The sequence below is a fragment of the Rhodococcus sp. KBW08 genome, assembly GCF_003852455.1.
Classification (GTDB): domain Bacteria; phylum Actinomycetota; class Actinomycetes; order Mycobacteriales; family Mycobacteriaceae; genus Rhodococcus_F; species Rhodococcus_F baikonurensis.
In genome coordinates this window covers 1-14,532 of the sequence record NZ_QAJJ01000023.1, presented here as the reverse complement: position 1 = coordinate 14,532, position 14,532 = coordinate 1, and the positions used below count along the sequence as shown (strand labels likewise).

11 protein-coding genes and 1 pseudogene are annotated in these 14,532 nt (G+C 62.2%); 10 read left to right on the top strand and 2 right to left on the bottom strand.

Annotated features, from left to right (window positions below; genetic code table 11):
* Window positions 1-12 precede the first annotated feature (12 nt).
* Genes benC through DBV08_RS27940 form a run of 5 tightly spaced genes read left to right on the top strand, consistent with a single transcriptional unit; the run spans window position 13 to window position 7,750 of the window.
* Window positions 13-1,566, top strand: coding sequence for a benzoate 1,2-dioxygenase electron transfer component BenC (gene benC, locus DBV08_RS27960; protein WP_124569567.1), 1,554 nt, complete (start codon window positions 13-15; stop codon window positions 1,564-1,566).
* Window positions 1,563-2,345 carry a 1,6-dihydroxycyclohexa-2,4-diene-1-carboxylate dehydrogenase gene (locus DBV08_RS27955; protein ID WP_124569566.1) on the top strand — a complete coding sequence of 261 codons (783 nt, stop codon included), beginning with the start codon at window positions 1,563-1,565 and terminating at the stop codon, window positions 2,343-2,345. The genes benC and DBV08_RS27955 overlap by 4 nt, the downstream gene beginning before the upstream one ends.
* 44 nt (window positions 2,346-2,389) lie before the next feature.
* Window positions 2,390-3,775 carry an aromatic acid/H+ symport family MFS transporter gene (locus DBV08_RS27950; protein ID WP_124569565.1) on the top strand — a complete coding sequence of 462 codons (1,386 nt, stop codon included), beginning with the start codon at window positions 2,390-2,392 and terminating at the stop codon, window positions 3,773-3,775.
* Window positions 3,772-6,474 carry a helix-turn-helix transcriptional regulator gene (locus DBV08_RS27945; RefSeq protein WP_124569564.1) on the top strand — a complete coding sequence of 901 codons (2,703 nt, stop codon included), beginning with the start codon at window positions 3,772-3,774 and terminating at the stop codon, window positions 6,472-6,474. Before DBV08_RS27950 ends, DBV08_RS27945 begins: the two co-directional genes overlap by 4 nt.
* A 4-nt stretch (window positions 6,475-6,478) precedes the next feature.
* Entirely contained in the window at window positions 6,479-7,750 is a 1,272-nt protein-coding gene (locus DBV08_RS27940) for a benzoate/H(+) symporter BenE family transporter (protein WP_124569563.1), read from the top strand.
* Here the strand turns inward: DBV08_RS27940 and DBV08_RS27935 are convergent.
* Entirely contained in the window at window positions 7,736-8,578 is an 843-nt protein-coding gene (locus tag DBV08_RS27935) for an alpha/beta fold hydrolase (protein WP_124569562.1), read from the bottom strand. The two genes, DBV08_RS27940 and DBV08_RS27935, sit on opposite strands and share 15 nt — an antisense overlap.
* Before the next feature lie 137 nt (window positions 8,579-8,715).
* Here DBV08_RS27935 and aztD point away from each other — a divergent pair, with 137 nt between their 5' ends.
* A complete protein-coding gene (aztD, locus tag DBV08_RS27930) occupies window positions 8,716-9,963 on the top strand; it encodes a zinc metallochaperone AztD (protein WP_124569561.1) in 1,248 nt (415 codons plus the stop codon).
* A 275-nt stretch (window positions 9,964-10,238) separates the two neighbouring features.
* Here the strand turns inward: aztD and DBV08_RS27925 are convergent, their stop codons facing one another.
* The gene (locus DBV08_RS27925) at window positions 10,239-10,706 is read right to left on the bottom strand and encodes a VOC family protein (protein ID WP_124569560.1); all 468 of its coding nucleotides are present in this window, start codon (window positions 10,704-10,706) and stop codon (window positions 10,239-10,241) included.
* Between the two features lie 102 nt (window positions 10,707-10,808).
* Here DBV08_RS27925 and DBV08_RS33175 point away from each other — a divergent pair.
* The 4 genes and pseudogenes from DBV08_RS33175 to DBV08_RS27905 all read left to right on the top strand — a co-directional run bounded on the left by DBV08_RS33175 (window position 10,809) and on the right by DBV08_RS27905 (window position 14,337).
* Window positions 10,809-11,782: pseudogene (locus DBV08_RS33175) on the top strand (helix-turn-helix transcriptional regulator).
* A 125-nt stretch (window positions 11,783-11,907) separates the two neighbouring features.
* Window positions 11,908-13,116, top strand: a complete 1,209-nt coding sequence (locus DBV08_RS27915; protein WP_260395790.1) for an MFS transporter — start codon at window positions 11,908-11,910, stop codon at window positions 13,114-13,116.
* 101 nt (window positions 13,117-13,217) lie between these two features.
* Window positions 13,218-13,886: a FadR/GntR family transcriptional regulator gene (locus tag DBV08_RS27910; protein ID WP_124569559.1), complete on the top strand. Its 669-nt coding sequence runs from the start codon at window positions 13,218-13,220 to the stop codon at window positions 13,884-13,886.
* Window positions 13,887-13,905: 19 nt separating this feature from the next.
* Window positions 13,906-14,337: a hypothetical protein gene (locus DBV08_RS27905; protein WP_260395789.1), complete on the top strand. Its 432-nt coding sequence runs from the start codon at window positions 13,906-13,908 to the stop codon at window positions 14,335-14,337.
* Window positions 14,338-14,532: the final 195 nt, after the last annotated feature.

Genomic DNA, 14,532 nt, shown 5'->3' with positions numbered 1-14,532 from the left:
GAGCTGTTTCCCATGACTATTCAAGCTGCGCCGACATTTCAGGTAGCCCTGAGTTTCGAAGACGGCATCACCCGCTTCGTCGAATGCAACACCGACGAGACCGTCGCGGACGCGTCGTACCGTGCACGAATCAACATTCCGCTCGACTGCCGCGACGGAGCCTGCGGAACCTGCAAATCGCTGTGCGAGTCAGGAACTTTCGACGCCGGCGACTACATCGACGAAGCACTCACCGAGGACGAGGCCGGGCAGGGATTCTGTCTGCCGTGCCAGATGGTGCCGGAATCGGATCTCGTGCTGCAGATTCCCACCACATCTGCGGTTGCCAAGACCGCTGCCGGTTCGTACACGTCCACGATCACCGAGATCGTCCGTCATTCGGATTCGACGGTGGGTTTCACCGTCTCGGTCGACAACCGCGCAGATCTGGTCTTCCTCCCCGGCCAGTACGTGAACATCCTCGTTCCCGGAACCGAAGCGACGCGGTCGTACTCGTTCAGCACCGGTCCCGAGGTCGAGTCGGCGTCGTTCCTGGTCAAGATCACCCCCGGTGGGCTGATGTCCGACTATCTCAGTCAGCGGGCGCAGGTAGGTGACACTCTCGAACTGACCGGACCGATGGGTAGCTTCTTCCTCCGGGCAGGTCAACGGCGAGCCCTACTGCTTGCCGGCGGAACCGGCTTGGCCCCGCTGCTCTCCATACTGGAGAAGATGCGTACCGAAAGCTCCACTCGGCCCGTTCATCTGGTCTACGGCGTCAGCTCCGACACCGATCTCGTCGAGCTCGACAAACTGCATGACTACGCGCAGTCCCTACCCCAATTCACCTTCGACTACTGCGTATCCGATCCCGACAGCACAGCACCCAACAAAGGCTATGTCACCGGCTTGATCGAGGCCTCTCACCTCGACGACGGCAACGTCGACGTCTACCTGTGCGGCCCGCCGCCCATGGTCGAAGCAGTACGCCGGCACTTCAAGGAAGTCTCGATCACACCCACGAACTTCTACTTCGAGAAGTTCAACAACGCGGCAGCACCGGCTGATTCACCGGCAACATCGACCGAAGAATCTGCAGCCGGCACGTACGAGATCGGTGAAGAACACCTGCCGGTCGCGGAGTCGGACGCCCAGTTCGACGCCCGGATGGCACTTGAACTCGGAGCAATGGAACTCACGATCGGTCGCCTCACTTCGGCACAGTTGACGGAATACCGCATTCTGGCGGAGAACTCGGCTGCTTCGATCGACCGTGATCGTTTCACGGACGCACCGGCATTCACCGAAACCAATGCTCTGTTCCACGACTTTCTCTTCCGCTGCACCGGCAACGAAGTACTGCTGCAGGCATACCACCGCCTCGAGGTCACGCAGTTGATGAACCGTGTGCTCCGCACCGCCGATTGGGTGGACGAGCATGTCGCGGAGGATCACTCGAGGATCGTGCGCGCATTCGAGCAGAATGATCGCGAGGCGGCACGCGAGCTGATCGTCCAGCACAGCGAACACGCAAAGTCGACGATGCGCCGAGCCATCACCGACGCTCGGGAACGTGTGGCGTCGTGAGCACCCGATTCTTCGCCGGACGGTTCGACGACCGCGTGGTGGTCGTCACCGGAGCGGCTCAGGGGATCGGGCGCAGCGTAGCCGAAAGAGTTTCCGCCGAAGGAGGTTCCGTCGCACTGGTGGACCGGGCAGAACTGGTCCACGACATAGCGATACCGTTGAAACGATCCCATTCGGTGACGGCGGACCTCGAGACGTTCGAAGGAGCCCAACACGCAATAGATTCCGCGTTGGAGCACTTCGGGCGCATCGACGTCCTGGTCAACAATGTCGGCGGGACCATCTGGGCCAAACCCTACGAGCACTACACGCCGGAGCAGATTCAATCAGAGGTCACACGATCGCTGTTCCCCACTCTGTGGACGTGTCGAGCGGTACTGCCCCATCTGATCGAGCAGGCGAGCGGCACCATCGTCAACGTCTCCTCGGTCGCCACCCGCGGCGTCAACCGTGTTCCTTACGCGGCGGCCAAGGGCGGAGTCAGCGCGATCACCGCGGCCTTGGCAATGGAGGTCGCGCAACACGGAATACGGGTTGTGGCAACCGCTCCCGGCGGAACCGAGGCGCCACCACGCGTCGTGGCACGCGGACCGGGCGCCGAGACCGACGAGGAGAAAGCCTGGTACCAGCAGATCGTCGACCAGACCGTCGACTCGTCGCTGCTCAAGCGTTACGGCACCCTGGACGAACAGGCTGCCGCCATCACTTTCCTTGCCTCCGAAGAGGCTTCGTATGTCACCGGAACGGTCCTTCCCGTTGCCGGTGGCGACCTCGGCTGAATCCAGCCTCCCCCGATTCCTGATCTCTCGAACGGAGATTCGCCATGTCCTCGATCGATCGTGGTTCCTGGGCCAGTGCCCGCCATCGCTCGTCAGTGTTGTGGGTGGTCACCATCGCCGCCATTGCCATTCTGTTCGACGGATACGACCTGGTCGTGTACGGCACGATCCTGCCGGTCCTCATGGACGACCCCGGCCATATCGGCACCTTGACCGCATCTCAGGCGGGCGCATTGGGTTCGTACGCCCTCGTCGGAGTGATGGTGGGCGCGCTGACGTGTGGAGCGATCGGTGATCACTTCGGTCGCCGAAAGATGATGCTGATCAACATCATCTGGTTCTCTGTCGGAATGGCACTGGCAGCGTTCGCCACCAGCATCACCACCTTCGGTCTGCTGCGGTTCTTCACCGGCATCGGGGTGGGTGGACTTGTCGCCACCGCCGGAGCCATGATTGCCGAGTTCGCACCGCCGGGACGCCGCAATCTGTTCAACGCCATCGTCTACAGCGGTGTCCCGGCCGGTGGCGTCATGGCTTCCGTCCTGGCGATCGTTCTCCGCGATTCCATCGGATGGCGCGGACTGTTCCTCATCGGCGCTCTGCCATTGATCTTCCTGTTTCCCCTTGCCTGGTTCAAACTGCCCGAGTCTCCCGCTTGGCTCATTGCTCGCGGACGTGTCGAGGAAGCTCGCGCCATTTCCTCGCGAACAGGAATTCCGTTGCCTGTCAGTGCAGATCGACCCAACGACGCCGTAGCCGAGAAGGTCGGGTTCCGAGCGTTGGCGAGCAGACAATATGTCTGGGGCACCGCGCTTCTCGGCCTCATGAGCTTCGCCGGCCTCCTCCTGACCTACGGACTCAACACCTGGCTGCCCAAGATCATGGAAAATGCAGGATACAACGCGAAGGGTTCTCTCTCGTTCCTGCTGGTACTCAACGGCGGCGCCATCATCGGCGGACTTCTCGCCTCCAAGATCGCGGACGTCACCGGTCCGCAGCGCGTTGTCGCCACCACCTTCGGCCTGGCTGCACTTGCCCTGCTCCTGTTCACTTTCGGATTCCCACTTCCCGTGCTCCTTGCCTCTGTTGCCATCGCCGGTGTCGGCACCATCGGTACTCAGGTCCTGATCTACGGATTCGTGTCCAACTACTACTCGACGGCCGCTCGGGCCGCAGGTGTCGCGTGGTGCGCCGGCTTCGGACGTCTGGGCGGAATATTCGGGCCACTGATCGGAGGAAGTCTGATCAGCGCGGGGATCAGCTCGGAATCGGCGTTCTACGTCTTCGCCGGCATCGCGGTGCTGGGCGCCATCGTCACCTTCTTCGTGCCGAAGCAGACTCCCGACCCTGGCGCCGCTGCACTTCGAACCGATGACGACCGTGCCGAAAAGGAAACCCGTGGTGAGCCCGGCGTTACGGTAGTCGGGTGACACTTCGCGACCTGCTGCTCGGCCGAGAACGCGAGCTTGCCGTTCTCGGCCGAGGCTTGGCCGCGGCGGAGGCAGGAGTGCCGACTCTCGTGCTGGTCGAGGGCGACGCCGGCAGTGGTAAGTCCACTCTCGTCGACCGGTTCGCCGAAATCTCTTCCGCCCACACGCTCCGCCGCGCCCGTGGGTTGGAGTGGGAGTCGAACAGCGACTTCGGGGTGATCGGACAACTACTCGAACGTCCGGTTTCGAATTCGGACCCGGTAGCCGTAGCGCACGAGATCATCGACGCGGCCGCACAACTGACCATCGTCGTCGTCGACGACGCCCATCACAGTGATGTCAGCTCGCTTCAGGCAATCACCTCAGCCCTTCATCGAGGCCGAACGGCCCCACTGTTGTTCGTCCTCGTCACCGAGGAAACGCCGTTCCTGGGCGAGGAGGTCAGGAAGATTCTCGACCTGCACCGGTCGGCGCGCTTGCACATCAGCCCGCTCGACGCTTCCGTCATCATCGACATCGCACGGATGCGAAACGGAATCGACCTCAGTTCCGGCGTCGCGCTTCAACTTCAGGGTTTCACCGCCGGCAACACACTCGACGTCGTCTCGCTTCTCGACGAGCTGCCACCGACCTATTGGACCCGATGGCACCGAACCTTGCCGGTCCCTCGCCATCGAGCGGTTTCGATCGCCGCCGCTCTCTCGGCATGTCCAACTGGAGCGCGAACGTTGATCGAAGCCGCAGCAGTTCTCGGACGCAGCACGACGTTGTCACATCTTGCCCAGTTGGCCGAAATCGACGACGTGGTCGGCGCCTTGGACAGCGCCTTCGCCACCGGTCTCCTCACCGTCCACGAGCAACGGGGCAGCACCGAGGTGTCACTGAGCGGCCCGATGGTCACGGCGGCAGTACTCGCGGCCTTGGGACCAGCGCACTTGCATCGACTGCACATCCGCGCAGCCGACATCGCGTGGGGAGAAGGCGAACGACTTTTCCACCTTGCTGCTGCCAGTACCACCCACGACGAGGGCCTCGCCGCCGAACTGGTTGCGTACGCGGCACTACGAGCATCCGAAGGCGCGTGGTCGGAGGTCGCCGACGCCATGGTCACGGCCAGCCGTCTCACCACGGCCCGAGCCGAACACGAAGACCGACTGCTCCGCGGAGTCGACGCACTTACCGGATCGGGCGACATCCCCCGGGCCATGGTCTTCGCGCCGGAGATAGAAAGCATTTCGCGCGGGCCTCTGCGCGACGCCGTCCTCGGCTACCTCGCCATTCATCGAGGGCGTCCGACCGAGGCTGCAGATCTGCTGACCAGAGCGTGGGACAACTGCAGCGCCGATCGTGAACCAGGCACCGCTGCGATGATCGCTCAACGAATGGTCCTGCATTCTCTGGCTCGACTCGATGGCACAGCTCTCGTCGAGTGGGTGGACCGCGCAGTCGAATTGGTGGGCCCTTCGGATCCCGCAGCAGTGGAGTCCGAGGCGATCAAGGGTCTCGGACTCGGCGCCACCGGAAGGACCGTCGACGCACTCGCGGCATACGACGAACTGTCCGATCGCGTTCGTCCTGGAGCCCAAGCACAACGCTTCCAGATGGGACGCGGATGGCTCGAGCTTGCGCTGGATCACCCGGAGCCCGCCAGACGCGACCTCGAAAGCGCGGTGTCAACGGAGTTTTCCAGTGGTTCGGCGCGAATCTCACTGTGGGCACAAGCCTGGCTCGCCCGCACTCAATTCGCACTCGGCGCCTGGGACGAAGCACTCTCGACGGTCGAGGGCGCCGCGGCCGAGGTGGATCGGTTCGAGATAGAAATCATCCGACCGTTGGTCCACTGGTCGGGAGCGCAGATTCACGCTCTGCGCGGCAACTGGGAACTGGCCCGTGACCATGTGCGACGCGCATACGCAGGCATTCACGCCTACGAGATCATGTACGTTCCGGCACTTCTCGCCAGAGCACAGGTTGCCGAGGCAGCCGCCGACTACGCCGAAGTCCTGGTGGCACTTACTCCGCTCACCTCGAGCAAAGCACAACAATGGCTCGACGAGCCGGGCTTCTGGCCGTGGGTCGATCTCTACGCCAATGCATTGGTCATGGTCGGGCGAATCGATGATGCCGACACCTTCCTACAAACACACGAGCAGACCGCGCGAGGTCGCGAGCACCGCTCCGCCGCGGCACGTCTCGGCTACGTTCGCGGCCGGATCCACGGCGCACGGGGTGAACTCGACTCGGCGAGAGAGGTTTTCGACGCTGCCTTGTTCAGCATCGAGACGCTGCCCCTGCCCTACGACCGAGCCCGAATCAATTTTGCCTACGGCCAGACTCTCCGCCGGGCAGGCAAACGCGCCGAGGCCGATGTCGTTCTCCGGGCCGCCCGCGAGCTTTATCACTCGTTGGGCGCCGCCACTTACGTCGAGCGCTGCGAGCGCGAACTCCGGGCAGGCGGGTTGAACCTCTCGCGAACTGAGAAGGGAATCACCGACCTGACCCCGCAGGAGAGAGCCGTCGCCGACCTTGTCGCAGCGGGCAAGTCCAACAAGGAAGCTGCCGGGGAATTGTTCCTCTCCGTCAAGACTATTCAGTATCATCTCACGCGCGCGTACGCCAAGCTCGGACTGCGATCACGGAGCGAACTCGCGGCATTGTTCCGCGATCGGGGGCTTTCGGATCCGCGCCAGGAGAACTGAGAACATGCCGGATACTTCGACGACCGCGACCGTTCGCGTCGTTACCGAGCCACTCCCCCAACCGCTCTACGGCCCGAGGCGGGTCTTGCGCGACTTCGGTGCGACGTCCATTGCCAACGGAGTCATCGGCATCGTCTTCTCGGCCACCGGGCCGGTAGCGGTCATTCTCGCCGCGGGATTGACGGGTGGTCTCAGTCAAGCTCAATTGGCCTCTTGGCTTTTCGGCGCCTTCTTCGTCAACGGCATTTTGACCATCACGGCTTCCTGGCTGTACCGACAGCCACTGGCCTTCTTCTGGACGATCCCTGGAACCGTTGTCGTCGGAGCGTCATTGGAGCATCTGCCGTGGGAGCAAGTGCTCGGCGCCTTCTTCGCGACGGGTGTCCTGATCTTGTTGTTGGGATTGACCGGGTGGGTCACACCGATCATGGCCGCCTTACCCATGCCCATCGTAATGGCGATGGTGGCAGGCGTTTTCCTTCATTTCGGAACCGATTTGGTCGAGGCACCCGCCCACGACGCGATGATCGCACTGCCGATGATCGCCACCTTTGTCACTCTGAGCGTGTTCGCAAAGTTGGGAAGATTCGTTCCACCCGTTCTCGGCGCGTTGATCGTCGGTGTGGTCGTGATACTCGTGACTGGAAGATTCACCTCCGCCGGCAACGCTCACGAGTGGATGGCGCATCCGATGCTGACCACGCCGACCTGGTCATGGCAGGCGATGATCGAACTGGTTGTACCGCTGGCGATCACAGTCGTCGTGGTGCAGAACGGCCAGGGAATCGCAGTCCTGCGAGCCGCCGGTCATCAGCCGCCGATCGGCACCGCGACTATTGCCTGCGGAGTGTTCTCCCTGGTGAACGCGGCGGTGGGGTGTGTGTCGACGTGTCTGACCGGGCCGACGAACGCATTGCTCACGGCGTCAGGAGAGCGGGCACGCCAATACACCGCCGGAATCTTCTGCGGCCTACTCGCCGTCGCCTTCGGCCTGTTCGCCCCGACGTTCGTCGCGATGATGTTGGGAACTCCGATCGCATTCATCGTCACGCTGGGTGGCCTGGCCATGCTCAAGGCCTTGCAGGGCGCCTTCGTCGCCGCATTTGGCGGGAAATTCACCTTCGGCGCTTTGATCGCGTTCCTCGTGACGATCTCCGACGTCGAACTACTCCATATCGGAGCCGCTTTCTGGGGACTCGTGTTCGGGGTCATCGCCTCGCGGATGCTCGAGCGTGGTGACTACCCCGACCGAGTCGCGATCTCAGGAACGAGTTGAATTCGGCAACCCGTGGGCGATTTCGTCGAGGATATCGGCAACATCCTCGGGCGCGGCGAGCATGGGGGAATGTCCCGTCGTCAACGTAAAGACCCTCTCGCAAGAGCGCCGAGAGACCATCTCTCGTTGATGTGCAGGAGTGATCACGAGATCGCGAAGGGTTTCAATGTAGTAGCGAGGCACAGTCCCTTCCCGCTCCGGCGTCAGCGATACCGAACCACCGAAAACACTCATCGGTTGCGGGCGAAGTTTCGACATCGATTCACGCGCCACCTCATCTGTGCAGTCCCCGAACAAGAGCATCGGATACAACGTCAAGGCAACCACAGGGTCGATCCCGAGTTCATCGCACGCGAAGAACAAACTCGCAGTGCTGCTGTCCTCTCGCGAACTACTCAGGCAGGATTCCCCGTCTCCGGGTAGCGTCGCGGCCAGATAGACGGCCGCAGCAACTCTCTTCGGGTGCATTTCAGTCAGTTGTGCCGTCAGTGTTCCGCCCATCGAGTGGCCGACAAGTATCACTTCTCCAGGCAGTTGAAGCAGATCGGCCGATAGCTTGGAAAGCGTTGATTCCCAAGTTATTTCTCCATCTTTCGTCATGTCTCGACCCAAGCCTGGTTGATCGGTGGCCAGAGCTGTGTGCCCGCGTCTCTCCAGCGCCTCGACCACATGGTCCCAGCACCAGGCTCCGTGTCCTGCGCCATGAATCAACATGAACTGCGTCATTGCTCCCCAGCTTTCGATCGACCGATGTGATCTACAGCATGTCCCTGCCGACATCCGTGCACTAATACCTAGTTGAACCAGCGCCATACCCAAATCGAACACACCTGCACCGAATATTCAGCGAACACACACCAGGCGATCGCCAGCGCTTTCTCGCCCTCTTGGCGGCCGTCCTGACATGCGAACATTCGCATACTCGACTTTGACAATCATTTACATTAAGCAGTAGATCTATACCCATGCACCTCAACACCCGCATGTCGCGGCGCCTCACCCTTGCCACATCAGTAGGCCTCTCACTCGCCCTCGTCACGGGCTGCTCGTCCGACAACAAGGACTCGGCCCCGTCGGAGACCACCACGACAACCGCGTCCGCACCCACCGAACAGGCCTCGGCAACACCGCGTCTCGCGGTGTCGTACGACGGTGGCGTCCTGGTGCTGGATGCTACTTCCCTCGACGTGGTCGGCGAGACCGAGATCGACGGCTTCACCCGACTCAACCCGGCCGGCGACGGTCGCCACGTCATGATCTCTGCCGGCGAAGCGTTCAAAGTACTCGACACCGGCACGTGGTCCTCGGCCCACGGCGACCATTCTCATTACTACACAGCCGATCCCGCGATGTCCGAGGTCGAGTTCGCAGCCAACGAACCCGGACACGTTGTACGCCATGCCGGAAAGACAGTCCTCTTCAACGACGGCTCAGGACTCGTCGAGATATTCGATCCGGCGCAACTGGCAAAGCGCCAACCCCGCGTCGAGACGTACACCACCCCGGAACCCCATCACGGCGTTGCCGTCGCACTAGCCGACGGAAGCCTGTTGACCACAATCGGAAATTCGGAGTCCCGCAACGGCATTGCCGTCCTCGATGCCGACCGCAAGGAAATCCTGCGCAACGAACAGTGCCCGGGTGTCCACGGCGAAGCAGTGGCCGCAGGTGAAGCCATCGTGCTGGGCTGCCAGGACGGCCTGCTCGTGTACAAGAACGGAGCAATCACCAAAGTCCAGAGCCCCGATGCCTACGGCCGCATCGGCAACCAAGCCGGCTCCGAGGAGTCGGACATCGTTCTGGGCGACTACAAAACCGACCCGGATGCCGAACTCGAACGCCCGCAACGGGTCTCCCTGACCAACACGTCGACGTCGGAACTCAAGCTCGTGGACCTCGGCACCAGCTACACCTTCCGCTCTCTCGGGCGCGGACCACATGGTGAGGCTCTGGTGCTCGGCACCGACGGCGCCATCCACGTCATCGATCCCAACACCGGCGTCGTCACCAAGAAGATTTCCGTCATCGACGCATGGACCGAGCCCACCAAGTGGCAAGAACCCAGGCCCGCACTCTTCGTAGAAGATCACACCGCCTACGTCACCGACCCCGCGTCGAAGAAGCTGATCGCAGTCGACCTCGAGGACGGCAGCGTCCTGACCGAGACCACCCTCGATCACGCCCCGAACGAATTGACCGGTGTCACCGGCTGATCCCGACGCTCACGTCGGCCAATCGAAGCCGTTGTCGCCCAACTCTGCCGGAGCTGGGCGACGAGCAGGACCACGACTGAGGGCGGCCCAAGTCAGAGTGGAATAACTCTGTGTAGAGGTTCGTTGTAGAGGGTGTCGGTGTTCGGTTCTTTGCCCCGGGTACCACCCCAGAAATGCCGCTTCGAGCGGCCACTTGCCGAGAGGCGCAAGACGGGCACCGACGCGCTGGAGCCGCCGGACACCTTTAGGTGCCGGCGGCTTCGCCATGGGAATGATCAGGCCGGGTTTTCGCCGGAAGCAACGTCGAGGATCCACGTCACCCCGAAGGCATCGGTGAGCATGCCGAAACCGGGGCTCCACGCCGCGGCGGCAAGACCCTCGATGATCGATGCACCAGCAGAGAGTTTGGCCCAGTAACTCTGCACCTCTTCGAGGGTGTCACCGCGAACCGAGACGAAGAACGGTTGGTCGGTGATCGTGGTGCCGTTCTCGCGGTGCGTCGTGCCGGCGTTGCCGGGCGAGCCTCCCGATTGTCCTGGGATGTCGTACGCCATTACGCAAAAGCCGTCCGTTGTCTCCACCTGGCCGAACACGACGTTCTCAGCGCCGGGCACCTCCTTGGGCATCCCGAAGTCGCCGTAGGTTGCGATCGTGACCTGTCCACCGAAGACGGACTGGTAGAACTCCAGCGCCGCGCGGGCGTCTCCGCGGAAGTTGAGGTGGGTCGTTGTTCTGATGCTCATGTCTGCTCCTGGTACGAACTTCGCCCGGGTTTTCCCTGGCAGCCTCAACTCTCACAGCCGTATAGGACTGTTTTCGTCCTAGACTCGTCGTAGTCTCACGGCATGGCGACCACCACTCGACTCTTGAATCTGCTGTCCCTCTTGCAGGCGAGGCGCGACTGGCCGGGCGCCCTACTCGCCGAGCGGCTCGACATCAGCCACCGCACGGTCCGCCGCGACATCGACCGGCTCCGGGAGATGGGTTACAGCATTGCGGCGACCATGGGCCCGGACGGCGGATACCGACTCGACGCCGGCAGCGAGCTGCCGCCCCTGCTGTTCGACGACGATCAGGTCATCGCCTTGGCAGTCGCTCTGCAGGCGGCGACGCTGACCGGCGTCGGCATCGAAGAGGACGCGGTGCGAGCGTTGACCACTGTGCGACAAGTGATGCCGTCGCGTCTGCGCCTCGCCTCGACGCACTCACGTTCACCACGATTTCGACCGATTCCAGCGATGCAGACTCGGTGTCCCCTGAGGTGCTCGTAGCGATTTCCGCAGCGGTGCGCGCTCGCGAGGTGCTCCGCTTCGACTACTCGAACGGCCGCTCAACCGACAACATCGAAATAACACCCCCACGCCGAGTGGAGCCGCATCATCTGGTGACCTCCAAGCGTCGCTGGTACCTCGTCGCGTGGGATCTCGAGCGCGACGACTGGCGAATCTTCCGCGCCGATCGCATCACCCCACGCACCCCTAACGGTCCACGGTTCACACCGAAGGCGATCCCGAGCGGTGACGTGAGCGAATACGTGGCCGCGCGCTTCAAGGGATCGGAACATATCAACAAATGGCCGTGCCACGGCAAAGTCGTTCTCCATCGACCAGCCAGTTATGTTCTTCCCTTTGCCGGAGACGGCATCGTCGAGGATCTTGGCCCCGAGCAGTGCAGCCTCGAAGCCGGATCGTGGTCTTGGACGGCGCTGGCAGCCTCCTTCAACCGATTCGACACCGACATCGATGTCGTCGGCCCGGCAGAGCTGAACCACGCTTTCGCACAACTCGCCGCCCGCAATGCCGCGACTGCTGCGAGTTAGTCAGGAGGCGTCTCGAATGAGAGCCAGGTCTCCAACACAACCGTGCGTCCGCAGGTTCGTGATAGCTTTCAAGTCCTCAGAGGACCTGAGGACTTGAGGACTTGAACGAAGGGATGCGCAAAGAGATGAAGAAGGGGCAAGTTGCATTTCTCACCGGCACACACGTCGTGAACGATCTGTACCAGGGGGCTGTGCCTGCGCTGTTGCCGTTCATGATGCTGGAACGCGGATATTCCTACTCTGCGGTTGCCGGAATCACACTCGCCGCAACGGGTTTATCCAGTGTCGTGCAACCTGCATTCGGCATGCTGGTCGATCGGAAGAGCCGGAATTGGCTGGTACCCACGGGTTTTGTGACGGCCGCGGCGGGCATCGTTGTGGCCGCAATGAGCACCACCTACATCGTCACTTGGCTGGCAATTGCTGTGGCCGGCATCGGCATTGCCGCATACCATCCGCCCGCCACAAATTTGGCACGCGCAGCTGGAGGTCACTCGCAGAAAGCCATGAGCGTGTTCTCCGTAGGTGGCACGTTGGGCGCCTCACTGGCGCCACCGTTTGTCACGCTCGTGGTCGGTTCGCTCGGACTGTCCGGCGGCTACCTGCTCGCAGTTCCTGCAGTGGTAGCGGCTATTTGGTGGATCGTCACCCAATCGCGGTCGGCCGGCACAGGCGTGGACGCCGAATCCGCCCAGTCGTTGAGTTCGCAGCTAGCAGCGAACGGACCCGTATCGGACGACTGGCGGTCGTTCACTCGACTCGTGCTCGTGACGGTGTGTTGGTCAATTCCGTATGTGACCACGCTGTCCTTGGTCTCGCCGTACGTACTCAACGGGCTGAACGGATCGTCCTCGAGTGCAGCAATCGTGTTGTCCTCCTTCACCTTGGCAGGAGCGGCCGGCACGCTGGTGGGCGGAGCCCTCGCGGACCGTCGCGGTCGACGCGCATCCATCCGACTCGGCTATCTGCTTGCGGTACCTTCATTGGCATTGCTCGCCGCGGCTCCGAACGTGGCAGTTGCCGAACTTGGAATCGTCTGTCTCGGATTCGCGATGTTCCTGCCCTTCGCGCCGCAGGTGACGTTGGCGCAGGACTACCTGCCGAACCGCCCCGGCACGGCAAGTGGAGTGACACTCGGACTCGCAATGTCCGTGGGAGGCATCGCATCTCCGCTGTTCGGTTACCTGGCAGATCACTTCGGGCCGCGCATGACGATCGGGACGACAACTGCAGTACTGTTCGTCGGCGCCGTCATCGCCTTCACACTGCGCGATCGACGACTCGACCCGGAGGACGAGACGGAGCGAGAACTGGACGTCATCGCTCTTCGATAACCGGCAGACGGCCCCGTAGTCTGAAGATTCATCGGAGGACATGAAGTATCACTCGGTGGGCCGCCCGACGGCGGTTCACCGAGTCAGTCAGGAGCAGACACATGGCAGTGCGCCAGGTCAAGCAGCAGTCACTGGTACAGAAGGCTGCGGATGAACTTGCACGCCTCATCGGCGACGGCGAATGGCCGGTCGGGACGAAAATCCCGAACGAGCAGGATCTGAGCACACTCCTCGGAGTCGGGCGTTCGACCGGCCGGGAGGCTGTTCGTGCACTGATTGCGTCGGGCCAGCTCTACTCTCATCAGGGATCCGGTACCTACGTCATGTCCTCGACTCCGGTCACAGAACTCGAGCGAGAACTCAAACGCTCGGACCGCCGCGAAGTCTACGAAGTACGTAGACTTCTGGAGGTGGAAGCGGGCCGCCTGGCTGCCATGCGTCGAACCTCTGCCGACGTCGACCTGTTACAGGCAGCACTCGAATCCCGTGAAAATGCTTCGACACCAACAGAATTTGTCGACGCCGACATAAAACTACATCGCGCCGTGGTGAATGCTGCGCACAACAGCGTGTTGTCGATGGTGTTCGATTCATTCATCGAAACGCTCCGCAACTCGGCCCTGGACGTGATCACCGACGTCACGGCACGAAACCCCGAATCCATCGACGACGAAGCCGCTGCCCACCGAGATCTGGTGGAAGCCATCGTCGCGGGTGATGCCGACGCTGCCAGCGCGGCAACGCGCAGGAACATGGACGGGCTCGACTGACCCTCTATCGTTGTCAGGCATGACGTCCACATCGCTCCCTCCACGGGGTCTCCGGATCGGTCTGTCCGCAATCGCGTGGCTCAACCTGCTCTCCGCACTCATCGGGATGGCCGGCCTGACGATCGGCGGCGGAATGGGTCTACCTCTGGAGTGGATCGAAGGAAGCGTCTTCCCTTCCTACTTCTGGCCCGGCATCATTCTCGGCGTCGTCGTCGGAGGCATCCAAGCCGCCGCGCTCTTCGCTCAGCACAACAGGTTCCGCCTGGCATGGGGCCTGCACGCCGCCGCCGGCCTCACGATGATGATCTGGATCTTCGTCGAGATCGTCATGCTCCTCGTCTGGTCGCCGCTGCAAGGCATCTTCTTCAGCACTGGATTGGCCCAGACGATCCTCGCCGTTCTCGCACTCGGCGCCTGGCCCCGTCCCCTCCTCCAACGAACCGAGAAGTGACGGAAGCTGCTCTCGAACAACACAATCACGAAGACCGGACCCGGCTCGCCTTCCCGAAAAAATTCTTGACTCGAATGTATGTTCGAGTATGATTGGAGATGGAACGGGGGGTTCTCATGACGATCAGCATCACCGACGACACTGTCACCGACGTGATCAACAGCTCCGCCGTGGGCGTGCGCGCCCGACTGTGGC

Excerpts from the sequence above, each read along its gene's own strand:
- benC (WP_124569567.1), top strand. The coding sequence starts at position 13 with ATGACTATTCAAGCTGCGCCGACATTTCAGGTAGCCCTGAGTTTCGAA.
- DBV08_RS27950 (WP_124569565.1), top strand. The coding sequence starts at position 2,390 with ATGTCCTCGATCGATCGTGGTTCCTGGGCCAGTGCCCGCCATCGCTCG.
- DBV08_RS27940 (WP_124569563.1), top strand. The coding sequence starts at position 6,479 with ATGCCGGATACTTCGACGACCGCGACCGTTCGCGTCGTTACCGAGCCA.
- aztD (WP_124569561.1), top strand. The coding sequence starts at position 8,716 with ATGCACCTCAACACCCGCATGTCGCGGCGCCTCACCCTTGCCACATCA.
- DBV08_RS27925 (WP_124569560.1), bottom strand. The coding sequence starts at position 10,706 with ATGAGCATCAGAACAACGACCCACCTCAACTTCCGCGGAGACGCCCGC.
- DBV08_RS27915 (WP_260395790.1), top strand. The coding sequence starts at position 11,908 with ATGAAGAAGGGGCAAGTTGCATTTCTCACCGGCACACACGTCGTGAAC.
- DBV08_RS27910 (WP_124569559.1), top strand. The coding sequence starts at position 13,218 with ATGGCAGTGCGCCAGGTCAAGCAGCAGTCACTGGTACAGAAGGCTGCG.
- DBV08_RS27905 (WP_260395789.1), top strand. The coding sequence starts at position 13,906 with ATGACGTCCACATCGCTCCCTCCACGGGGTCTCCGGATCGGTCTGTCC.